This window comes from Bradyrhizobium sp. Cp5.3, from assembly GCF_000426265.1.
Lineage (GTDB): Bacteria > Pseudomonadota > Alphaproteobacteria > Rhizobiales > Xanthobacteraceae > Bradyrhizobium > Bradyrhizobium neotropicale.
In genome coordinates this window covers 82219-104472 of record NZ_AUFA01000020.1, presented here as the reverse complement: position 1 = coordinate 104472, position 22254 = coordinate 82219, and the positions used below count along the sequence as shown (strand labels likewise).

General features: G+C 64.3%; 23 protein-coding genes and 1 pseudogene. 10 read left to right on the top strand and 14 right to left on the bottom strand.

What is annotated here, in order from left to right; translation table 11 throughout:
* The first annotated feature begins 194 nt into the window (after positions 1-194).
* From K289_RS0125025 to K289_RS0125015, 3 genes are all read left to right on the top strand, one after another.
* Entirely contained in the window at positions 195-1733 is a 1539-nt protein-coding gene (locus K289_RS0125025; protein ID WP_027554062.1) for a YifB family Mg chelatase-like AAA ATPase, read from the top strand.
* A gap of 96 nt (positions 1734-1829) precedes the next feature.
* Complete coding sequence (locus K289_RS0125020) at positions 1830-2297, top strand: hypothetical protein (protein ID WP_027554061.1); 468 nt, start codon at positions 1830-1832, stop codon at positions 2295-2297.
* Positions 2298-2422: 125 nt separating this feature from the next.
* Entirely contained in the window at positions 2423-4651 is a 2229-nt protein-coding gene (locus K289_RS0125015) for an ATP-binding protein (protein ID WP_027554060.1), read from the top strand.
* A gap of 240 nt (positions 4652-4891) precedes the next feature.
* On the opposite strand, the gene coaA is transcribed toward K289_RS0125015, so the two are convergent.
* The 7 genes from coaA to hisB all read right to left on the bottom strand — a co-directional run bounded on the left by coaA (position 4892) and on the right by hisB (position 9628).
* On the bottom strand, positions 4892-5848 hold the full coding sequence (gene coaA / locus K289_RS0125010; RefSeq protein WP_027554059.1) for a type I pantothenate kinase: 957 nt from the start codon (positions 5846-5848) through the stop codon (positions 4892-4894).
* A 17-nt stretch (positions 5849-5865) separates the two neighbouring features.
* Positions 5866-6189, bottom strand: coding sequence for a phosphoribosyl-ATP diphosphatase (locus K289_RS0125005; RefSeq protein WP_027554058.1), 324 nt, complete (start codon positions 6187-6189; stop codon positions 5866-5868).
* 76 nt (positions 6190-6265) lie between these two features.
* Complete coding sequence (gene hisF, locus K289_RS0125000) at positions 6266-7042, bottom strand: imidazole glycerol phosphate synthase subunit HisF (RefSeq protein ID WP_027554057.1); 777 nt, start codon at positions 7040-7042, stop codon at positions 6266-6268.
* 10 nt (positions 7043-7052) lie between these two features.
* The gene (hisA, locus tag K289_RS0124995; RefSeq protein WP_027554056.1) at positions 7053-7790 is read right to left on the bottom strand and encodes a 1-(5-phosphoribosyl)-5-[(5-phosphoribosylamino)methylideneamino]imidazole-4-carboxamide isomerase; all 738 of its coding nucleotides are present in this window, start codon (positions 7788-7790) and stop codon (positions 7053-7055) included.
* Entirely contained in the window at positions 7787-8437 is a 651-nt protein-coding gene (gene hisH, locus K289_RS0124990; RefSeq protein ID WP_027554055.1) for an imidazole glycerol phosphate synthase subunit HisH, read from the bottom strand. Before hisH ends, hisA begins: the two co-directional genes overlap by 4 nt.
* Complete coding sequence (locus K289_RS0124985) at positions 8434-8964, bottom strand: DUF2628 domain-containing protein (RefSeq protein WP_027554054.1); 531 nt, start codon at positions 8962-8964, stop codon at positions 8434-8436. The genes hisH and K289_RS0124985 overlap by 4 nt, the downstream gene beginning before the upstream one ends.
* A 70-nt stretch (positions 8965-9034) precedes the next feature.
* On the bottom strand, positions 9035-9628 hold the full coding sequence (gene hisB, locus K289_RS0124980) for an imidazoleglycerol-phosphate dehydratase HisB (RefSeq protein WP_027554053.1): 594 nt from the start codon (positions 9626-9628) through the stop codon (positions 9035-9037).
* A gap of 177 nt (positions 9629-9805) precedes the next feature.
* Here hisB and hslV point away from each other — a divergent pair, with 177 nt between their 5' ends.
* From hslV to hslU, 4 genes and pseudogenes are all read left to right on the top strand, one after another.
* On the top strand, positions 9806-10366 hold the full coding sequence (hslV, locus tag K289_RS0124975; protein WP_027554052.1) for an ATP-dependent protease subunit HslV: 561 nt from the start codon (positions 9806-9808) through the stop codon (positions 10364-10366).
* 185 nt (positions 10367-10551) lie between these two features.
* A pseudogene (locus K289_RS44985) lies at positions 10552-11036 on the top strand (GNAT family N-acetyltransferase).
* A complete protein-coding gene (locus tag K289_RS0124965) occupies positions 11033-11650 on the top strand; it encodes a DUF2585 domain-containing protein (RefSeq protein ID WP_027554051.1) in 618 nt (205 codons plus the stop codon). Before K289_RS44985 ends, K289_RS0124965 begins: the two are co-directional and overlap by 4 nt.
* Positions 11651-11699: 49 nt before the next feature.
* Positions 11700-13004 carry an ATP-dependent protease ATPase subunit HslU gene (gene hslU, locus K289_RS0124960; protein WP_027554050.1) on the top strand — a complete coding sequence of 435 codons (1305 nt, stop codon included), beginning with the start codon at positions 11700-11702 and terminating at the stop codon, positions 13002-13004.
* Positions 13005-13079: 75 nt separating this feature from the next.
* Here hslU and K289_RS0124955 read toward each other — a convergent pair whose 3' ends face one another.
* The 3 genes from K289_RS0124955 to K289_RS0124945 are packed head-to-tail and all read right to left on the bottom strand — an operon-like array spanning position 13080 to position 15935.
* Positions 13080-13670 carry a Smr/MutS family protein gene (locus K289_RS0124955; protein WP_027554049.1) on the bottom strand — a complete coding sequence of 197 codons (591 nt, stop codon included), beginning with the start codon at positions 13668-13670 and terminating at the stop codon, positions 13080-13082.
* Positions 13667-15253 (bottom strand): murein transglycosylase A, encoded by a 1587-nt coding sequence (locus tag K289_RS0124950; protein ID WP_027554048.1) that lies wholly within the window; start codon positions 15251-15253, stop codon positions 13667-13669. The genes K289_RS0124955 and K289_RS0124950 overlap by 4 nt, the downstream gene beginning before the upstream one ends.
* Positions 15231-15935: a Tim44/TimA family putative adaptor protein gene (locus K289_RS0124945; RefSeq protein WP_027554047.1), complete on the bottom strand. Its 705-nt coding sequence runs from the start codon at positions 15933-15935 to the stop codon at positions 15231-15233. Before K289_RS0124945 ends, K289_RS0124950 begins: the two co-directional genes overlap by 23 nt.
* Before the next feature lie 418 nt (positions 15936-16353).
* On the opposite strand from K289_RS0124945, the gene secB reads away from it, so the two are divergent.
* Entirely contained in the window at positions 16354-16833 is a 480-nt protein-coding gene (secB, locus tag K289_RS0124940; protein ID WP_027554046.1) for a protein-export chaperone SecB, read from the top strand.
* Here the strand turns inward: secB and dnaQ are convergent.
* From dnaQ to K289_RS0124920, 4 genes are read right to left on the bottom strand one after another with little or no spacing between them, the layout of a single operon-like run.
* The gene (gene dnaQ, locus K289_RS0124935; RefSeq protein WP_027554045.1) at positions 16830-17546 is read right to left on the bottom strand and encodes a DNA polymerase III subunit epsilon; all 717 of its coding nucleotides are present in this window, start codon (positions 17544-17546) and stop codon (positions 16830-16832) included. The genes secB and dnaQ overlap by 4 nt on opposite strands.
* Positions 17547-17583: 37 nt before the next feature.
* Complete coding sequence (gene coaE / locus K289_RS0124930) at positions 17584-18183, bottom strand: dephospho-CoA kinase (RefSeq protein WP_027554044.1); 600 nt, start codon at positions 18181-18183, stop codon at positions 17584-17586.
* 23 nt (positions 18184-18206) lie between these two features.
* Positions 18207-18815 carry a Maf family nucleotide pyrophosphatase gene (locus K289_RS0124925; RefSeq protein WP_027554043.1) on the bottom strand — a complete coding sequence of 203 codons (609 nt, stop codon included), beginning with the start codon at positions 18813-18815 and terminating at the stop codon, positions 18207-18209.
* A gap of 10 nt (positions 18816-18825) precedes the next feature.
* Entirely contained in the window at positions 18826-19665 is an 840-nt protein-coding gene (locus K289_RS0124920; RefSeq protein ID WP_027554042.1) for a pyruvate, water dikinase regulatory protein, read from the bottom strand.
* 460 nt (positions 19666-20125) lie between these two features.
* On the opposite strand from K289_RS0124920, the gene hemJ reads away from it, so the two are divergent.
* Together hemJ and rho are read left to right on the top strand one after the other, a co-directional pair.
* Positions 20126-20560, top strand: coding sequence for a protoporphyrinogen oxidase HemJ (hemJ, locus tag K289_RS0124910; protein WP_027554041.1), 435 nt, complete (start codon positions 20126-20128; stop codon positions 20558-20560).
* Between the two features lie 251 nt (positions 20561-20811).
* Positions 20812-22077, top strand: coding sequence for a transcription termination factor Rho (gene rho, locus K289_RS0124905; protein ID WP_027525104.1), 1266 nt, complete (start codon positions 20812-20814; stop codon positions 22075-22077).
* Positions 22078-22254 lie beyond the last annotated feature (177 nt).

Here is a 22254-nt window from a genome sequence, read left to right as displayed (position 1 = left end):
TCCCGCGAGCCTAGGAGTAGCGAACATTCGTTGGAATGTGCTGAGCATAGAAGCTCGCATTCGAGGCGTATTGTCCCGATCCCGTTTACGATCCGTTAGGGCTTCTCTCGCCGCGAAATTGTTCCCGTATTGTTCTTGTCAGGTGCGCTGCGCCCTGCTACCCTTGATTGTGCGAGGGGCAGCCTGGGTCGAAGATGGTTCAGCGGGTTTCTACAGTCGCCTTTGAGGGGATCGAGGCCCGCACGGTCGACGTGCAGGTGCAGGTCGCGCCGGGTCTGCCGGCCTTTGCCATCGTCGGCCTGCCGGACAAGGCGGTATCCGAGGCCCGCGAACGGGTCCGCTCGGCGCTGATCGCCTCCGGCCTGGCTCTGCCGGCGCGGCGGATCACCGTCAATCTTGCGCCCGCCGATCTGCCCAAGGAAGGCAGCCATTACGACCTGCCGATCGCGCTCGGCCTGATGGCGGCGATCGGGGCGATTCCGCCGGATGCGCTGACGGGTTTCACCGTACTTGGCGAGCTCGGCCTCGACGGCTCGATCGCGCCGGTGGCCGGCGTTCTGCCTGCCGCGATCGGCGCCAATACGCGCGAGGAGGGGCTGATCTGTCCGGCCGCCTGCGGCTCGGAGGCGGCCTGGGCGAGCCCGGACATCCAGATCATCGCCGCGAGTTCGCTGATTCAGATCGCCAACCATTTCAAGGGCACGCAGGTGCTGTCGCGGCCCTCACCGAAGGTGCATGAGGCCGCCGCCTCAACGCTCGACCTGCGTGACATCAAGGGCCAGGAGAGCGCCAAGCGGGCGCTGGAGATCGCGGCGGCCGGCGGACATCACCTCCTGATGATCGGCGCACCCGGCGCCGGCAAATCGATGCTGGCCGCGCGCCTGCCGTCGATCCTGCCGCCGCTGTCGCCGAGCGAGCTGTTGGAGGTCTCGATGATCGCCTCCGTTGCCGGCGAGATCCAGGGCGGCGCGCTGACGTCGCGGCGGCCGTTCCGCTCGCCGCATCATTCCGCCAGCATGGCCGCACTCACCGGCGGCGGCATGCGGGCAAAGCCCGGCGAGATCTCGCTGGCGCATCAAGGCGTGCTGTTCCTCGACGAGCTGCCCGAATTCGATCCGCGCGTCTTGGATTCGCTGCGCCAGCCGCTGGAGAACGGCGAGGTCTCGGTGTCCCGCGCCAATCACCGCGTGACTTATCCGGCGCGTTTCATGCTGGTCGCGGCGATGAATCCCTGCCGCTGCGGCAATGCGTTCGAGCCGGGCTATGCCTGCAAGCGCGGTCGCATCGATCGCTGCACGGCCGACTACCAGGCGCGCATCTCGGGCCCACTGATGGACCGCATCGACCTGCGCATCGAGGTGCCGGCGGTCACTGCTGCCGATCTGATCCTGCCGCCGCCGGCGGAGGGCTCGGCGGAAGTCGCCGCGCGCGTGGCCGCGGCGCGCGACATCCAACTCGCGCGCTATGCCGATGCGGGGCTGCCGCATGTCCGCACCAATGCCGAGGCGCCGGCCTCGGTGCTGGAGGAGATCGCCAAGCCTGACGCGCAGGGCCAGAAACTGCTGCGCGATGCCGCCGAGAGCATGCGGCTGTCGGCGCGCGGCTATCACCGCGTGCTGCGGGTGGCGCGCACGCTCGCCGACCTCGACGCCGCGGACAAGATCGGCCGGCTGCATCTCGCCGAGGCGCTGTCCTACCGCGCACTCGCAGAGGATGTGCGCCAGATGGCGTAACGACCTTGGGCATCAACCCGGCGGTAACGAGTTTCCTTTACGCTCTGCAAACCATAAGGCCCGCAAGTGTCCGCGCGGCCCGGCGAGTAGAGTGTGATGTTGCGTTTCAAGATCCTGGCCTCGGTTGTTCCCCTCCTGGCGGCTGCGGTGTTCGCTCGCAGCGAGATCGGATCGGTCTCGCATCCCTGCATCGCGATTGGCGAAACCTCGGTCGAGCTGACATCCCTGTTCTGGACGGCCGGCGTCCAGGTCGCCTTCACCGAAGATCCCGCGCAGGCCACGGTACGGGTCCAGATCACCGAGAACGCGGATGCCGCGGATTTCGCGGTGGTCGACGACGGCATCAGCGACGAGCCGGGCGCCTGCGAGGCCAATGCCGCGACGCGCCTGGTCGCGATTTCCGCGAATCCGGGCCATGACCGTGCGGTGATCTATCTTTCCACCGACGGGCCAGCCGACTACCGCATCTATGTGCGCTCGAAGACGTTCTCGCAGCGCGAGGCGGCGGCGCTGATCGTCGGCGCCCGCGGCGTCCACCATCATCTCCAGGCCGCCGCGCTCTGAGGCATTAACCCCTCATCAACCCTGTTTGGAGGCGGCTTCCAAACCTCAAACTGTTCGCAAGGTCGGCCGGGACATCGTCGCTGCGCGCGATCACAGGGTTTCGGAAAGAGTCGGGGTCGGTAGGGATGGGTCGGACGTTCCGGATCAAGGTGCGCATGCGCCGCTTCAGGCGCAGCCATCCCAGGATCGCCTTCGCGATCCGCTCGTTCATGATCTTCTCGGCGACGTTCGGCGCCGCCTATGGCTTCATCACCGGCAGCCGGGCCGAGAATTCCGGCTACGACCCCAATGCGTTTGCAATCGGCGCAAGCTTTCTGTTCGCGCTTGCCTGCCTCGGCCTTGCGACGCTGAGCATGCGGCTGCGCTTCGTCAACAAGAGGATGCGCAAGCTCGCGGTCCACAACGAGGCGCTGATCGACCGCAATTGGGAGCTGAAGGAGGCCGAGGAACGCGCGCGCAGCCTCTTTGAGTCGCAAGGTGATCTCATCGTGCTGCGCGACCATCAGGGCCGCATCACCTTCGCCAACGACGCCTATTGCGCTCTGGCCGGTGAGGTCCGCACCGCGCTGGTCGGCACCCGCTTCGATTTCGACGTGCTGGAGCAGGGCGACAGCGCGCGCGAAAGCAACGGCACGCGCATCCACGACCAGAAGATCGCAACGCATCTCGGCGCGCGCTGGATCGCCTGGCGCGAAGGTTATGTCCGTCTCGATGCCGGCCAGCCCGCCGAATTGCAGAGCGTCGGACGCGACGTCACCGACCGCACCGAGACCGAACGCGCGCTGTCGGATGCACGCGACCAGGCCGATGCCGCGAGCCGCGCCAAGTCGCGCTTCCTCGCGATGGCCTCGCACGAGATCCGCACGCCGCTGAACGGCATCATGGGCATGAGCGGGCTCCTGCTCGACACCACGTTGACGCCGGAGCAGACGACCTATGCCAGGGCCGTGAAAACCTCGGGCGAAGCGCTGATGGCGCTGATCGAGGAGCTGCTCGACTATTCCAAGATCGAGGCCGGCAAGCTCGACCTCGAGCTGCGTCCCTTCGCGCTGTCGACCCTGATCGAGGAGATCACGGAGCTGCTGGCGCCGCGGGCGCAGGCCAAGACTCTCGAGATCGCCGCCTATGTCGACGAGCGTCTGCCGCTCGAAGTCATGGGCGATGCCGCACGGCTACGCCAGGTGCTGCTCAATCTCGCCGGCAACGCCATCAAGTTCACCGCGAGCGGCGGGGTCGCGCTGATCGTTGAGCCCGGCATCTGGCCCAATGAGATCAGCTTTCTGGTCCGCGACACCGGCATCGGCATCGCGCCGGAAGCGCAGTCACGCATCTTCCGCGAATTCGAGCAGGCCGACGAGCGCGTCGCGCGCACCTATGGCGGCACCGGGCTCGGCCTTGCGATCAGCGAACGCATCGTCAAGCGCATGGGCGGCCGCATCACGCTGGAGAGCGAACCGGGCAGGGGCTCGACCTTCGAGGTTGCGATCCCACTGGCGCCTTCGCAAGGCGGCGCCGGACAGACGACGTTCCCGAGCCCGGAGCTCGCGGGCAAGTCGATTCTCCTGATCGCCGACGGCATCGAGGCCTCGCTGATCGCACGGCGGCTGGAGCGCTGGGGCGGCCAGACCTGCATGACCTCGGACGCGGCGGTCGCCGAAGCGTTGCTGCCGGAACGTTCGTGGCATGCCGTGCTGATCGATCGCGCCCTCGGCGCGGCCGCCGCCGATCGCCTCGGCGAGGTGGCCCGCGCGCATGCGACGCAGCGCCTGGTGCTGCTGACGCCGAGCTCACGCCATGAAAAGCTGTGTCCGGCCTTCACCGGCTATCTGGTGAAGCCATTGCGCGCGGCCTCGCTTGCCGCCCGGCTGGCGCTGACGCCGGAGGTGATCTCGCCCGATCTCGCACCGGAACCGGTTGAACCAGCGGAGGCGGGCGCTGCGCCGGCAAAGGGTCTTTCGATCCTGGTCGCCGAAGACAACGAGATCAACGCACTCTTGATGCGGTCGCTGCTGACCAAGCTCGGCCACCGCGTCGTCATCGCGGTCCATGGCGAGGCGGCGCTGGAATCCTGGCTCGCCGCTTCATCGGCCGGCGCGCCCTATGATCTCGTGCTGATGGACATCCAGATGCCGCAGCTCGACGGCATCGAGGCGAGCAAGCGCATCCGCGCACATGAAGCCCGCACCGGCGGCCGCCGCACACCGATCCTGGCGCTCACCGCGAACACGCTGGTGGAAGATCGCTACGCCTGCTTCGAGGCAGGCATGGACGGATTCCTGATCAAGCCGCTCGATCGCGACAAGCTCGACGAGGCGCTGGCCGGGCTCGCGGCGGCGCGGCATCTGGTGCTCTAAAGAGGTCTCTCCGTCGTCATTGCGAGGAGCGCAAGCGACGAAGCAATCCAGAATCCTTCCACCGAAAGATTCTGGATTGCTTCGCTTCGTTCGCAATGACGACGTGGAAGTCGTGCACTCAGAGCAAAGCAGCCGAAGGGTGGCAAAGCGTAGCGTGCCCACCATTCACGTTTGACAATGCGGATAGATGGTGGGCACGGCGCGAAGGGCGCGCCTTTGCCCACCCTACGATAGCGATGGCTACAGCCTTCGCAGCGCCACACTCTCCACCACGTGGTCGGCGCCCTTCTTCAGGATCAGCGTCGCGCGGGGGCGGGTGGGCAGGATGTTGTCCTCGAGATTGGCGAGGTTGGTGCGCTCCCAGATCGCGATCGCGGTGGCGGTGGCCTCCTCGTCGGACAACGGCGCGTAGCGGTTGAAGTAGGACTTTGGATTGGTGAACGCGGTGTCGCGCAGCGCCAGGAAGCGCTTGATGTACCACTGCCGCAGCGCCGCTTCATCGGCGTCGATATAGACCGAGAAATCGAAGAAGTCGGAGACGACCGGCACCGCCTTGCCGTCACGCGGCAGCTTGCCGGTCTGCAGCACGTTGACGCCCTCGACGATCAGGATGTCCGGCTGGTCAATCTCGACCCACTGGTTCGGCACGATGTCGTAGGTCAAATGCGAATAGACCGGCGCACGCACGTGGCGGCGGCCGGCCTTGATATCGGAGAGGAAGCCGAGCAGCAGTGGCAGATCGTAGCTCTCGGGAAATCCCTTCTTCTGCATGTTGCCCTGCCGCTCGAGCACGGCGTTGGGATACAGAAAACCGTCGGTCGTGATCAGGTCGACCTTGGGGCGCGGCGACCAGCGCGCGAGCAGGGCCTGGAGTACGCGGGCCGTGGTCGACTTTCCGACCGCAACCGAACCTGCGACGCCGATGATGTAGGGCATCTTGCGGTCGCGGATGTTGAGGAACTGGCGCTGCGAATAATAAAGGCGCTGCATGGCATCGACATAGATCGACAGCAGGCGCGACAGCGGCAGGTAGATGTCCTCCACCTCCTGAAGGTCGAGGCGATCGTGCATCGAGCGCAGCCGGTCGAACTCACCGGGCTCCAGCGTCATCGGCGTATCGTCGCGCAATCGCGCCCACTGCTCGCGCGTATAGATGCGGTACGGATTATACTGCTGCTCGGGCGCGCGGATATCCATGACCGTTTCCACCTTGGCTAGTCGCTCTTGCGCGATGCTTTCTCGTCCAACCCTGACATCGAGGTCCGCTTGCCCAGCGCCGCCTCGACTTCTTCCAGCTTTACGCCGCGTGCCTTGAGCAACACAAGGAAGTGGTAGAGCAGGTCGGCACTTTCAGCGATCAGATGCGCGCGGTCGTTTTCGACTGCTGCGATTACGGTTTCGACTGCTTCCTCGCCGAACTTCTTGGCGCAATGCTCCGCACCCTTGTCCAGGAGCTTGCGGGTATAGGACCCCTCTCCGCCGGATGCCGCGCGGACATCGATGGTCTGGGCCAGATCGTGGATCGTGAAACGCGGCATACAGAATACTCGGAACGCGCCCCGGCTGGTTCAGCCGGCATCCCGGCTGATGTAGCATTTTTATGAACGGGAGTCGTCAGGCATCGAGGCGCATGGCTAGCCCGCGCCTGGCCATGTGCTCCTTGGCTTCGCGGATGGTGAATTCCCCGAAGTGGAAGATCGAGGCGGCCAGGACCGCGGTGGCATGCCCGTCGCGGATACCGTCGACGAGATGATCGAGATTTCCGACGCCGCCCGAAGCGATCACGGGGACGGCAATGCTGTCGGCGATCGCCCGGGTCAGCGGGATGTCAAACCCCTGCCTAGTGCCGTCCCGATCCATCGAGGTGAGCAAAATTTCACCAGCGCCGAGCGACACCACCTCCTGGGCATATTCGATGGCATCGATGCCAGTCGAATTGCGCCCGCCATGGGTGAATATCTCCCAGCGATCGGAGCCCCCCGGACGCTTGACGCGCTTGGCGTCGATCGCGACCACCACGCACTGCTCGCCAAACTTTTCGGCCGCTTCCTTGACGAACTCGCGCCGCGACACCGCGGCGCTGTTGATCGAGACCTTGTCAGCGCCGGAGCGCAGCAGCGTCCTGATGTCGTCGATGGTCCGCACGCCGCCGCCGACGGTGACCGGCATGAAGCAGGCTTCCGCCGTGCGCCGGACCACGTCGAGCATGATGCCGCGGTTCTCATGGGTCGCGGTGATGTCGAGGAAAGTGAGCTCGTCGGCGCCGGCCGCGTCATAGGCGATCGCCGCCTCGACGGGATCGCCGGCATCGCGGAGGTCGACGAAATTGACGCCCTTGACGACCCGGCCGTCCTTGACGTCGAGGCAGGGGATTACGCGCACCTTGAACATCTGATGTCTCCTAAGCAGGGCGCGCGTTGCGGATCAAGGTGAGGGCCGCAGCGGGATCGAGCCTGCCGTCGTAAAGCGCACGGCCGGCGATCGCACCGGCGAGCCTCGATGCCCGTGGCGTCAGCATCGCCTTGACGTCCTCGATCGAGGCGAGGCCGCCGGAGGCGATCACGGGGATGGAGATGGCCTCGGCGAGCGCAATGGTCGCGTCCAGGTTCAGCCCTTTGAGCAGGCCGTCGCGCGCGATGTCGGTGAAGATGATGGCGGCAACGCCGGCATCTTCGAAACGCTGCGCGATCTCCAGCACGGTCACCTGCGAGGTCTCAGCCCAGCCTTCGACCGCGACCTTGCCGTCGCGGGCATCGAGCCCGACCGCGACGCGGCCGGGGAATTTCTTCGCGGCAGCCTTCACCAGCTCCGGATCGCGCACGGCGGCGGTGCCGATGATGACGCGGGTGATGCCCTTGTCGAGCCAGGCTTCGACGGTCGAGAGATCGCGAATGCCGCCGCCGAGCTGGACCGGAATCTTGATCGTCTTCAGCATCGCCTCGACGGCCTGCGCGTTCACCGGCTTGCCGGCAAAGGCGCCGTCGAGATCGACGACGTGGAGATATTCAAAACCCTGCGCGACAAAGCTCTGTGCCTGCGCCGCGGGATCGAGGTTGAACACGGTCGCGCGCGCCATGTCGCCTTGCTCGAGGCGCACGCATTGGCCGTTCTTGAGGTCGATGGCAGGAAAGAGAATCACGGCTTCCATCGCAAAAAGTTCGAGATCAGGGCGAGGCCAAAACGCTGGCTCTTCTCGGGGTGAAATTGCGTGCCGACCGCGGTGTCCTTGGCGACGATCGCGGTCACCGGCCCGCCGTAGTCGGCGCGCGCGAGCACGTCCGCCTCATTGGCCGGATTGAGGTGGTAGGAGTGCACGAAATAGGCATGCTGGCCCTTGGGACCGAGCGGCAGCTTGTTCAGCACCGGATGCTCACGCAGCACATCGAGCGTGTTCCAGCCCATGTGCGGGATCTTCAGGCTCTCGTCGCGCGGCGTGATCTTCTCGACATCACCGGCGATCCAGTTCAGCCCCTCGGTGATGACGTGCTCCTTGCCGCGGGTGGCGAAGAGCTGCATGCCGACGCAGATGCCGAACATCGGCCGCGCCTTGACCCTGACCGCTTCGGTGATCGCCTCGACCATGCCGTTGACGGCATCGAGCCCGCGCCGGCAATCGGCGAAGGCACCGACACCCGGCAGCACCAGGCGATCGGCGCCATAAGCCTGATCCGGATCGCTGGTGACGAAGACCTTTTGCGGATTCTCCAGGCTCCGCGCGGCGCGCTCGAACGCCTTGGCGGCTGAATGCAGATTGCCGGAACCGTAATCGATGATGGCTACGCTCATCTTGACCCTCCCGGTTCTGGAAACAATCCGATGATGCCGCCGGCCGGCAGCGGCGGCGGGTTGGAGAATTGCTGACCCGGCACGTTGCGGGTCGGCGGCGGGCCACCGCGATCGACGGCCCATTGATCGTTGACGATGCCGCGCTGCTTCTGGCTCCAGCGCTCGAAGAAGCGCCGCTCGGCGGTGTCCCTGTCGTCGGCGACGACGACGTCGAGCTGACGCCAATTGCCGCGCGACAGCGTCCAGCGGCGCAGGCTCGAGGCCTCGAGGCCCATCAGAAGAGCAACGACGATTTCGGCAAAGAAGATCGAGGTGCGTCCGAGCCCAAGGCTGGACAGCCCGGCATAGAACGCGGCAGCAAAGATCAGCCAGCCGATCAGCGCCAGCCAGAGCCTGTGCCAGAGCAGCCAGAGCGGGCCGAACACCATCGCCCAGAAATGGAAGCCGTCACGCACGAACGCGAACTTGTCGGTCGCGCGCAGGTCGGCCCCGCCGGGGGTGGGAGCATGAACTGTGTACACAGGCATTTGGGATGCCCCGTTCTCGAGGATTGAATAGAAGCCGCCAGCACCGCCTTGGCGCCGCCGGACGAAGAGGTCAGCCGCCGAGCGTGCCCTTGGTCGAGGGCACCTCGCCCGCCGCCCGCGGATCGATCGCGACCGCCGCCCGTAGCGCCCGCGCCAGACCCTTGAAGCAGGATTCGGCGATATGGTGGCTGTTCTCGCCATATAGGGTCTCGACGTGGAGAGTCACGCCGGCGTTCATGGCGAAGGCATGAAACCATTCGCGCACGAGCTCGGTGTCGAACTCGCCGATCTTGTCGCGGGAGAAGTCGACCCTGAACACCAGGACCGGCCGTCCCGAAATGTCGATGACGACGCGCGACAGCGTCTCGTCCATGGGCAGGTGGACGTCGGCATAGCGGGTGATGCCGGCCATGTTGCCGAGCGCCTGCTTGACCGCCTGGCCCAGCGCGATGCCGGTGTCCTCGGTGGTATGATGATGATCAATGTGCAGGTCGCCCACCGCCTTGACCGTCAGGTCGATGCGGGAATGGCGGGCGAGGAGATCGAGCATATGGTCGAAAAAGCCGATACCGGTCGCAATGTTGGACGCGCCGGAGCCATCGAGGTTCACGGTCACCTCGATGTCGGTCTCTTTGGTCTTGCGCTTGATCGTCGCGGTGCGCATTGGTCCACCTAAGCCGGAAAACGGCGGTCTTTTAACAGCCAAATGACGCCTTCGCTACTGCGGGATCGCCCTGGCAGGGCGGCACTTGCGTCTATGGTGAGCGAAATTTGGGACCGGAGCGGCCCGTTGTACACCCGCCTCCGACCCCCTAAATCAGGCCGGACAACGAGGTATTTCATGCAGGATTCCCGGAACAGCCTGCCGGTCTGGCACGGCACCACGATTTTGACGGTCCGCAAGGGCGGCAAGGTGGTGGTCGGCGGCGACGGCCAGGTCTCGATCGGCCAGACCGTCATCAAGTCCAACGCCAAAAAGGTCCGCAAGCTCGGCAAGGGCGACGTCATCGGTGGCTTCGCCGGCGCCACGGCCGACGCCTTCACCCTGTTCGAGCGGCTGGAGAGCAAGCTCGAGCAATATCCGGGGCAATTGACCCGGGCCGCGGTCGAGCTCGCCAAGGACTGGCGCACCGACCGTTACCTAAGGCGGCTGGAGGCCATGATGATCGTGGCCGACAAGGATGTCTCCCTCGTCCTGACCGGCACCGGCGATGTGCTGGAGCCGGAGGCTGGCGTGATGGCGATCGGCTCGGGCGGCAATTACGCGCTGGCCGCGGCGCGTGCGCTGCTCGACACCGACAAGGATGCCGAGACCATCGTTCGCCGCTCGCTGGATATCGCCGCCGAGATCTGCGTCTACACCAACCGCAACCTGACCATCGAAAGCCTGCCGGCCGGCTAGGCAAAGTGTCATTTGCTGGGAACGCCCGATCCGCGCGCTGCAACCTCTCCCGCTTGCGGGGGAGGTCGGCGCGAAGCGCCGGGTGGGGGCTAGCTCCACATTGGGAGTGTCGATTGCGGAGGCATCCCCACCCCAACCCTCCCCCGCAAGCGGGAGAGGGAGCGCAGCACCGATCGGGTAGCTAGATGGGCCATTCCTACGCCTTCCGCCCGATGACCGCGGCCGACCTGCCGCTGGTCCGGCGATGGCTCGGCGCGGCGCATGTGCGGGAATGGTGGGGCGATCCGGACCAGCAGTTTTCGCTCGTGAGCAGCGACCTCGATGAGCCCGCGATGGACCAGTTCATCTGTTGGCCGGCAACCGGCCCTTCGGCTATCTTCAGTGCTACGGCTTGACCGCCTGGAATACAGGCTTCGGGTCGCAACCGGAGGGCACGCGTGGCATCGACCAGTTCATCGGCGAGAGCGACATGATCGCGCGCGGCCATGGCTCGGCCTTTATCCGCCAGTTCGTCGATGCCGAGCTGCGGCACGGCCTGCCGCGCGTCGTGACCGATCCCGACCCGCTCAATCTGCGTGCCGTGCGCGCTTATGAGAAGGCGGGGTTCATCGGCGACCGCGTGGTCGAGACGCCCGACGGAGCAGCCCTCTTGATGGTGCGCGAGCCGTGACGCTGACATACACCGGCAGGAGCAAGGCTGCGTTTCCACCGATTGCATGGGTCGGCATCGCGCTGTTGCTGCTGGCGCTGCAGGCCTCGATCCTGTTCGCGATGGGGCGGGTGCCGATCTGCACCTGCGGCTACGTCAAGCTCTGGCATGGCGTGGTGAACAGTTCGGAGAATTCCCAGCACATCGCCGACTGGTACAGTTTCTCGCACATCCTTCACGGCTTCCTGTTCTATGGACTGACCTGGCTCCTGTTCTCGCGCCTGCCGTTCCTGCGACTGTCCTGGCCGGCGCGGCTGATCATCGCCATGCTGATCGAAGGCGCCTGGGAGATCGTCGAGAATTCGCCGTTCATCATCGAGCGCTATCGCGCCGGCACGATCTCGCTGGATTATTACGGCGACAGCATCGTCAATTCGATCTCGGACACGCTGTTCATGGTACTGGGTTTCCTCGCGGCACGTACTCTGCCGGTCTCGGCCACTATCGTGATCGGGCTCGCCTTCGAGGTCATGATGGCGCTGCATATTCGCGACAATCTGACGCTGAACATCCTGATGCTGATCCATCCGATCGACGCCGTGAAACAATGGCAGTCGGGCCCGCCGATCATCTGACACAAAAAAGCGGCTTGTCCCGGCCTGCTTCTAACCCTAGCTAAGACCCATGACAGACTTCTCCCCCCGCGAAATCGTTTCCGAACTCGACCGTTTCATCGTCGGCCAATCCGACGCCAAGCGCGCCGTCTCCATCGCGCTCCGGAACCGCTGGCGCCGCCAGCAGCTCCAGGGCTCCTTGCGCGAAGAGGTGCTGCCGAAGAACATTTTGATGATCGGCCCGACCGGCGTCGGCAAGACCGAGATCGCGCGCCGCCTCGCCAAACTTGCGAACGCGCCGTTCCTTAAAGTTGAGGCGACGAAGTTCACCGAGGTCGGCTATGTCGGCCGCGACGTCGAGCAGATCGTGCGCGATCTCGTCGAGGTCGCGATCTCCCAGGTGCGCGAGCGCAAGCGCAAGGACGTGCAGGCGCGCGCACAGCTCGCTGCCGAGGAGCGCGTGCTCGACGCCCTGGTCGGCGCCAATTCCAGCGCCGCGACGCGGGAGTCTTTTCGCAAGAAGCTGCGCGCCGGCGAGCTCAACGACAAGGAAATCGAGATCGAGACGCAGTCTTCCGGCAGCGGCTTTCCGATGTTCGAGATCCCGGGCATGCCGGGCGCGCAGATGGGCGCGATCTCGATCGGCGATATCTTCGGCAAGCTGGGCGGCCGCAGCAAGACGCGGCGCCTGACGGTAGAGGGCTCGCACGAGATTCTCGTCAACGAGGAATCCGACAAGCTACTGGACAACGATCAGTTGACGCTGGAGGCGATCAGCGCGGTCGAGAACAACGGCATCGTGTTCCTGGACGAGATCGACAAGATCTGCGCGCGCGAGGGCCGCGTCGGCGGCGATGTCTCGCGCGAGGGTGTGCAACGCGATCTGCTGCCGCTGATCGAAGGAACCACGGTCTCGACCAAGCACGGCGCGGTGAAGACCGACCACATCCTGTTCATCGCCTCGGGCGCCTTCCACGTCGCAAAGCCCTCCGACCTCTTGCCGGAATTGCAGGGCCGCTTGCCGATCCGCGTCGAATTGCAGGCGCTCAGCCGTGACGACATGCGGCGCATTCTCACCGAGCCCGAGGCCTCGCTGATCAAGCAATATGTCGCGCTGCTGCAGACGGAGGGCGTCGCGCTCGACATCACCGATGACGCCATCGATGCGCTCGCCGACATCGCAGTGGCCGTCAATTCGACGGTCGAGAACATCGGCGCGCGACGGCTCCAGACCGTTATGGAGCGGGTGCTGGACGAGATCTCCTTCACCGCGCCCGACCGCAATGGCGACACCATCCGACTCGATGCGGACTACGTGCAGAAGCACATCGGCGATCTCGCCAAGAACGCCGATCTGAGCCGGTTCATTTTGTAATTCTGGGCGAGACGACATTCACCGCCGTCTCGTGATCGCGGCGCTCGTCACGCGCGTGGGGATCGTGCGGCAGATCTAGAATCTGGCGCGACGTATTCGAACGTAGAGCGCGCCCTCACCGCCATGGCCGACATGCGCCTCCTCGAAGCCGACGACGAAGGCGCGGAATTCCGGCAGGCTGAGCCATTCCGGCACCTGGCGGCGCAGCACGCCGCTTTCGCCGCCGCTCCGGCCCTTGCCGGTGATGACGAGCACGAAAGTCAGGCCATCATGATGGGCCCGCTGCAGGAAGCCCGACAGGGCGCGATGGGCGCGCGTCTGGGTCATGCCATGCAGGTCGAGCCGGGCCTCGATCTCGCTGCGCCCGCGCGACAATTTTGTCCGCTCGCGCTTGCTGAGCGGCGCCAGCGGCGGCATGGCCGGTTTTGCAACACGTGGCGACGGCGCAGCGGCAACGGGCCTGGCCGAGGACGCGGGTCTGGGAGCGGATGCTGAGGGCGATGGCTCGGGGCGCGGTGTTGGATGCGCCTTCACCGGGCGATGCTTCCTCAGCGGTTTGATCTGTTTTGCGACCTGGTCCCACAACTCGCGCTCCTCCTCGCTGAGCGCGCGGCGGCGCGGCGAGGGACGAGGCTCCAGCACGGGCGGACGGGACGATCGCTTCATTGCCGGTTGGAACGACGGTTCACCTGACGGCGCGGCTCGCGGGCGGGCTTGATGTTGGGGCGCGGCTCCGGCAACGGCACCGGGCTCGCCACCGCGACGGTGGCGTCCTTGGCTTGTGGCACGGCAGGTGAGGCGGCGCCAGCTTTCCCTGAGTCAGCAGGTTTCGCCGCGATCGGCGCGCTCTTCGGGTCCTTCGCGGGATCGGTTTGCGGAAACAGCTTTGCGATCTTGGCCGACGGCCGCGGATCCGGCACCGGCAGCCTCGCCCCGCGCGCGATCGGATCGAGGCTCTTCGGCACCAGCATCACGAAATGCATGCTGTGGCGCAGCCGTCCCGAGACGCGGCCGGCCTCCTGCCCTGCGCCGAAATAGAGATCGGCGCGCGCCGGTCCAATGATGGCCGAGCCGGTGTCCTGCGCGATCATCAGACGATGGAACGGGGTCTTGGACCGTTCGGAATCGATCGGCAGTTCGCCTTCGATGAAGAACGGCGTGCCGTAGACGTGGAGCGATTTGTCGACCGCGATCGAGCGGCCGGCCGTGAGCGGAATGCCTTGCGCGCCGACCGCCTCGTCCTTGTCGGAGAGGTTGACCTCGCGGAAAAAGATGTAGGCGCGATTTTGGCGGCGCAGCTCCTTCGCGCCATCGGGGTTTTGCGTCATCCACTCCCGGATCCTCTGCATCGACATCTCCTCCTTCGGGATGATGCCGCGCTCGATCAGGATGCGACCGACGGCCGTGTAGGGATAGCCGTTATAGGCGTCGTAGTTGAGGCGGACGGTTCCGCCGTCGTCGAACTTGATCCGCGCCGAGCCCTGAATTTGCGCGAACAGGAGATCGGTCGGATCCTTCAGCCAGGCGATCTCGAGCCCGCGGCCGGCGATCTTGCCGTCCTCGATCTCGCCGCGGTCGTAATAGGGCACCAGCTTGCGGCGCCCGATCTTGCGGTAGACCGGTCCCTTGTTGGGCAAGCTGACTGAATCCTGCTTGTAGCCGCGCACGAACAGGTTGGAGGGGCGGCGATAGACCGGGACGTTGTAGACGTCTGTCTGTGTGCGGGAGCCCTCCAGCACCGGCTCGTAATAGCCGGTGACAAAACCGTCGGGCTCGCCGAGGCGCGAGATGCGCAGCGGCGAGAAATTGCTCTCGAAGAAGGCCCTCGCTTTGGCGTCGTCGGTGAGCTCGAGCGATTTGGCGGCCCGGCAGGGTTCGCTCAGCGAGGCACCGAGCGCCTTGAATTCGCCTTTGGATTCGACCGTGCCATTTTGCGCATTGATCGAGCGGCAGCTGGCGCGGAAGGTCTTGTAGGCTGCGAGATGATCGTCCTCGTTCCAACCCTTCACATCAGCCCAGGCCAGCGGCAGATATTGTGCGCCGGGGATTTCGAACGGCAGGGGAAGCTGCGGGTAGGGCAAGGCCCGCACCGGTAATGCGGCCGCTTCAGGAAGATGGTGGTGATGACTGCGGTAGTGACGCCGCGCCGCTTCGGCGCCCAGCGAAAACGACGATAGCGCGACGACACCTGCGCAAAGCGCCGTCGCGCTATTCTTCAGGAAAGCCTTAATTCGCGCTTCCGGTGCCAACCAGCTTCCAGTTCGGATCGCGAGAGGTGGTATCGCGGGCAAACGTCCAGATATCGGTGATGTCGGCGACCTTGTCGGCGTTGCCATCGACGATGTTGCCGGCCTTGTCGCGGGTGACCGAAATCATCTGCGAGACGAAGCGTACGGTAAGCTGCGCGGTGCGGTCGCGAAGCTCCGCGCCGACGAGCTCGGCCTTGTCGATCGAGACGAAGCGCGTCTCGGTCTTCTGCTCGTTCTTCTCGCGCTCCTTGATCGCGGCATCGAAGCTCTCATAGACCTCCGACGACAACAGGTCGCGCAGCGCGCGGCGGTCGCCATTGGCAAAGGCCAGCACGATCATCTCGTAGGCGCCGCGCGCGCCGGACAGGAAATGCCGGGGATCGAACGCGGAGTCCTTCTCGACGATGGCATCGAGACCTTGCGCCAGCGCAGTGCCGGGTTCGGTCAGACCTTTCCAGCGGTCGGACGGCGGGGCCGGTTCGGCGGTCGGCGCCAGCGGGGCCTGGTCGATCACCTTGCCCGGCATGGTCACGACGTTCTTGTCCTGGGCACCCTGGAGCGCATTGCGCGCGGTGCGGTCGAACGGCGGCCGCTCGTTGCCTGTCCGCTGCCCCAGCACACTGCGGAGCCGCAGGAAGATAAAGACCGCCAGCGCTAGGAAGATGATGGTGTAGATATCCACGTCGTATTCGCTTTCTGGTCTGGTCTTCGAGAGAGGTGTTCGCCGGGAAAATCGCTCCGGCCAGTAGACCGTTCCATGCTGGAACGGCAAGACTTCATCGCCATTTTAGGTCCGGCTCTCAGCGGCCGACGTCGGGCTCATTGGATGTAGGCACGAAATCTTGCCCGGCCAATGGCGCCTTTTGGCACAGCGCCGATTGTAGCGCGTTTTATGCTTAAGGGGAAACCCGATCCTGCCCGGAAATCGCGCATCTTCAATTGTTTAAGGCGCGATTTCGCAGGTGGGGCGGGCCGGACGTCACACTTATGGACGGCGTCCCGGATACCCCATCCGGGGCCGTTCGTCCTTGTGGAACGAGGCGGGCCTATGTTAGCCAACCGCCGCGAAATTCAGCCCATTCGGGTAAGGAGAGATTTTCATGACGAACGGCAACGGCACCCCTCCCGAGGCGGCCCAGGCTCCCCAGCTCAACGTGCTGGCGCAGTACACCAAGGACCTCTCGTTCGAAAATCCGAACGCCCCGGGCTCGCTCCAGCAGCAGAGCCAGCCCCCGCAGATCAACATCCAGATCAACGTCACCGCCAATAACCTCAGCGAACAGGAATTCGAGGTGACGCTGTCGGTCGAGGGCAAGGCCGAGACCGCGGGCAAGGTGATGTTCTCCTTCGAGCTCGCCTATGCCGGCGTGTTCCGGATCGTCAACGTGCCGCAGGAAAACCTGCATCCGCTGGTGATGATCGAGTGCCCGCGCCTGCTGTTCCCGTTCGCCCGCGAGATCATCGCCACGGCGGTACGCGACGGTGGGTTCCCGCCCCTGATGCTGGATCCGGTCGACTTCGTCGGCCTCTACCGCCAGAACATGGAGCGGCAGATGGCCGCTCAGAGTGGTCAGGCCTAACCAGCCGGACCGGCAGCTGGAGCAGGCAGGAACTCGTTCCAGATCGCCATGTCGCCGAGCGTGGCAATGAAGGTCCGGTGGGCCTCGCGCTCGGCGTCGGAAATCCGTGCTGCAAGCGGCGTCGGCCGCTGCCGCCGTGGCGCTTCGCCGGCCGCACTGACGCGAATCTCCTCGTTCTCCGAGGCCAGGATAAGCTGCGACTGCCGCGCCCCGATCAGATCGACATAGACTTCGGCGAGCAGCTCGGCGTCTAGCAACGCGCCGTGCTTGGTGCGGTGGGAATTGTCGATCGCATAGCGCGAGCAGAGATCGTCGAGCCGGTTGGACACGCCGGGATGCTTGCGCCGCGCCAGCAGAAGCGTATCCACCAGCCGGTCGCGTGGAATCGCCACGCGCTTGATCCGGTCGAGTTCGGCATTGATGAAGCTGATGTCGAACGAGGCGTTGTGGATCACCAGCGGCGCATCGCCGATGAATTCCAGAAACTCGTCGACGACCTCGTGAAACAGCGGCTTGGTCGCGAGAAATTCGCCCGACAGTCCGTGCACCGCGAAGGCCTCCGCCGGCATATCCCTTTCGGGATTGATATAGCGGTGGAATGTCTGGCCCGTCGGCATGCGGTTGAAGATCTCGACGCAGCCGACTTCGACCAGGCGATCGCCACGGAGGGGATCGAGGCCGGTGGTTTCAGTGTCGAGGACGATTTCGCGCATAATTCAAGAGATCTGAGAGGCCGATTGAAACGGCGAATCAGCTTCGCCGCTGGGGCATCTTAACGACCTCGGCCAGAATGTCCCTGATCTGGGCGCGCACCGGCTCAAGTCCGTGGGACGTATCCACGATGAAATCAGCACGCTTGCGCTTCTCGGCGTCGGGCGTCTGCTTGGCGATGATGGCGTCGAGCTTGGCCTCGTCCATCGTGCCGCGGGCGAGCACGCGCTCGCGCTGAAGTTCCGGCGAGGTCGACACCACGACCACGGCATCGACCCTTTTCTCGCCGCCGGTTTCGAACAGCAGCGGAATGTCCAACACCACGACCGGCGCCTTGGCGGCCTCCGCATCGGCAAAGAATTTCTGCCGGGAGACACCGAGCATTGGGTGAACGATCTGCTCGAGCTGCTTGATGGCGGCGGGATCGTGCACCACACGCGCGGACAGTTTGGTCCGGTCGACCTTGCCGCCCGCCGTGGTGCCGGGGAAGGCCGCCTCGATCGCCGGCGCCGCCTCGCCCTCATATAATTGATGGACGGCGGCATCGGCGTCGTAGACGGGAACGCCAGCCTCCGCGAACAATTTCGCGGTGGTGGATTTTCCCATCCCGATCGAGCCGGTCAGTCCGAGGATCCGCATCAGCCCAAAACCATCTCTGCCATTCACACCGCAACTAGCCGTTCGCGCCGCAGGAACGCAAGCAGAGGCAGGAGCGGCAGGCCGAGAATGGTGAAATGGTCGCCCTCGATCCGCTCGAACAGATGGATCCCCAGGCCTTCGAGCTGATAGGCGCCGACGCTGGAGGTGACGGCCTCGCCGGCCGCGTCCAGATAGGCCGTGAGCTCGGCCTCGCTCATCTGCCGCATGGTCATGTGCGCGACCGACACATGTTCGAAGACAATCTGCCCATCATGAGCCACGGCCAAGGCGGAATTCAGCTCATGGCTAAGGCCGGCGAGATCGCGCAGTTGCGCCCTGGCCTGGGCACGGCCTACGGGCTTGTTGAAGAGACGCTCGCCCAGCGCCAGCGTCTGATCGGCCCCGATCACATAGGCGCCCGGATGATTCACCGAGACCGTCTTGGCCTTTTCGCGCGCGAGCAGCAACGCGATCTCGCGCGGATTTGCAAGGCTCGACGCCGCCTGCACGCCGCGCTCGTCGATGTCGGCCACAATCGCCTGAAAATCCAGCCCGGCATTGGCCAGCAGCATTTTGCGCGCGCTGCTTTGCGACGCCAGGATCAAGGGAGATTCGCCGCGCCAGAGAGCCATGGCCGAAAACCTATTCCGAAGGCCGGTTGCGTTGCCGGTCGGAGTAGAGCTTCATGATCGCCGCGGCGGTTTCCTCGATCGACCGCCGCGTGACATCGAGCAGCGGCCAATCGTGTTTCGCGCTGAGCTTGCGGGCGAACGCGACTTCGTCGGCGACCGCCTGCCGGTCGGTGTAGGTGTCACTGCCGGAATTGGCGCCCATGGACAGCAGGCGGTTCTGGCGCACCTGGATCAATCGTTCCGGTGTCGCATGCAGGCTGACGACGAGCGGCCGTGTCAGCGTTCCCAACTGATCCGGCACCGGGATGCCCGGCACCAGCGGCACGTTGGCGGTGCGAATGCCGCGATTGGCGAGATAGATCGACGTCGGCGTCTTCGAGGTGCGGGACACGCCGACCAGGACGACGTCGGCCTCCTCAAGACCTTCGACGTGCTGACCGTCGTCATGCATCATGGTGTAGTTCAGCGCGTCGATGCGCTTGAAATATTCGGCGTTGAGCACGTGCTGGGCGCCGACGCGGCCGGTGGTCGCAGCACCGAGGTAAGCTTCGAACAGCTGCATCACCGGGCCGATGATCGACAGGCTCGGAACGTTGATCTCTTTGCACTTGTTCTCGAGCCGCGAGACCAGATCTTTCTCGAGCAGCGTGAACAGCACGATTCCGGGCGCTTCCTCGATCTCGTCGAGCACGCGGTCGAGCTGCTTCTGGCTGCGCACCAGCGGATAGACATGCTCGACCGGCGTCACATTGGCGTATTGGGCCGCGACCGCGCGTGCCACGGTGATCAGCGTTTCACCGGTGGAGTCGGAGACGAGGTGCAGATGGAAATAATTGTTCGAGGTCGGCACAGAAACTCTTTGAATTTCGATGGGGCGATTTGTGGATTTCTGTGGAGCTTAACCCCTCGGAAAGGGATGTGCGACACCAGGGGCGGGACAACGGCCAAGTTTCTTCACACCAGTGCCCGAAAGAACAAGTTGGACGCCTGCATGACCGTGAAGCGGGATTGCGCGGACAAGCCCCTTGATAAGCTGCCGACACGCTAGCGCAAGTCCTTGATCGTGGACGGCTTATCCGGATCGGCCGGTCCCGCGCAGGATATGTTGATGGATGTGAACAAGCGCCCGTGAAGCGGCGGATGGTGTTGCGTGAGTCCAATCCACGGTCACTAAGACTCAAACCTTTAAGAATCTAAGATTCTAGATTTGAGGGGAGCGCTACGGACGGATATGTGTGCGCTGGAAGAACTTAACGAGTTCTTACTATCCCCAGCGATCGGAACGCTGGGCGCAAATTCGGACGCTGGAAATGTTTGAAGATCTCTATCTCTGGATCAAGGCGCTGCACGTGATCGCCGTCATCTCCTGGATGGCGGGCATGCTCTACCTGCCGCGACTGTTCGTCTATCACTGTGAGGCCGAGATCGGCTCGAAGCAGTCGGAAACCTTCAAGGTGATGGAGCGCCGGCTGCTCAAGGCGATCATCAACCCCGCCATGATCGTCACCTGGCTCGCCGGGCTCTATCTGGCGTGGTCCGGCCATTGGTTCACCTTCGGCTGGTTGCACGTAAAACTGGCACTGGTGTTGGTGCTGTCCGCGGTTCACGGCTTTTTTTCACGCTGGCTGAAGGACTTCGCCGCCGACCGGCGCCCGCGTTCCCAGAAATTCTATCGGATTATCAACGAGGTACCGACCGTTCTGATGATTTTCATCGTGATCATGGTGATCGTGAAGCCGTTCTAGGCAGCGATCGTTGTTGAGCGCTCAGCGCTTCAGCTTGCGGAGTGGGAAGTGATTTTCTATATTATTGAAATCCCACCCAACGCAGGCGGATGTGGTTGTGTCCGAGCTTTTGAAGGCCGGACACCGCATCAGGTTTGAAGCCCCCCGGCACTCACCTTGCTAGACCTGCGGACCTTACCTGCTCCTGCTCGTCCGCATTTCTGAGCCTCCTCGCACCCCCCTTCCAAGGTTTACCCTACAGGACCACCCCAATGCGGGAAATTAAACTCCAAGACCTCAAGTCCAAGACCCCGGCCGAGCTCGTCTCGTTCGCGGAAGAGAACGGGGTCGAGAACGCCAGCACCATGCGCAAGCAGGAGCTGCTGTTCGCCATCCTCAAGCAGCTCTCGCTGGCCGAAACCGACATCGTCGGCGAGGGCGTCGTCGAGGTGCTCTCCGACGGCTTCGGCTTCCTGCGCTCGCCGGACGCCAACTATCTACCCGGCCCTGACGACATCTACGTTTCGCCCTCGCAGATCCGCCGTTTCGGCCTGCGCACCGGCGACACCATCGAGGGCCACATCCGCAGCCCGAAGGAAGGCGAACGCTACTTCGCGCTGCTCAAGGTCAACACGCTGAACTTCGAGGATCCGGAAAAGGCCAAGCACAAGGTCAATTTCGACAACCTCACGCCGCTGTTCCCGAATCAGCGCTTCCGCATGGAGATCGACGATCCCACGCGAAAAGACCTGTCCGCGCGCGTGATCGACATCGTCGCGCCGATCGGCAAGGGCCAGCGCGCGCTGATCGTCGCGCCGCCACGCACCGGTAAAACCGTGCTGATGCAGAACATCGCGCACTCGATCACCGCGAATCACCCGGATTGCTATCTGATCGTGCTGCTGATCGACGAGCGTCCGGAAGAAGTCACGGACATGCAGCGCTCGGTGAAGGGCGAGGTCGTGTCATCGACCTTCGACGAGCCGGCCGTGCGTCACGTCCAGGTCGCCGAGATGGTGATTGAAAAAGCAAAACGCCTGGTCGAGCACGGCCGCGACGTCGTGATCCTGCTGGACTCGATCACGCGTTTGGGCCGCGCCTACAACACCGTGGTGCCGTCATCCGGCAAGGTGCTCACCGGCGGTGTTGACGCCAACGCGCTGCAGCGGCCGAAGCGCTTCTTCGGTGCCGCCCGTAACATCGAGGAGGGCGGCTCGCTGACCATCATCGCGACCGCGCTGGTCGATACCGGCAGCCGCATGGACGAAGTCATCTTCGAAGAGTTCAAGGGCACCGGTAACTCCGAACTGATCCTCGACCGCAAGGTCTCGGACAAGCGCACATTCCCGGCGATCGACATTTCGCGCTCCGGCACCCGCAAGGAGGAGCTCATCACCGATCCGCAGGTGCTGAAGAAGATGTACGTGCTCCGCCGCATCCTGAACCCGATGGGCACGATGGATGCGATCGACTTCCTGCTCGACAAGCTGCGCTCGACCAAGAGCAACGCCGAGTTCTTCGATTCGATGAACACCTGAGCCACTGCAGGCGGTCAGAAATCGAAAGGGGCGCCTTTGGGCGCCCTTTTCTTTTGTGCGGCTTTGCTGCGGTCAAGTGCAGCATGGCGGGTTCCGCAAATCTTGGGAATCGTCCATATAAGATATTGAAATAATTAGATATTATTTGCGTTTCGGTTTGTCGGAAGATCGAGCAGG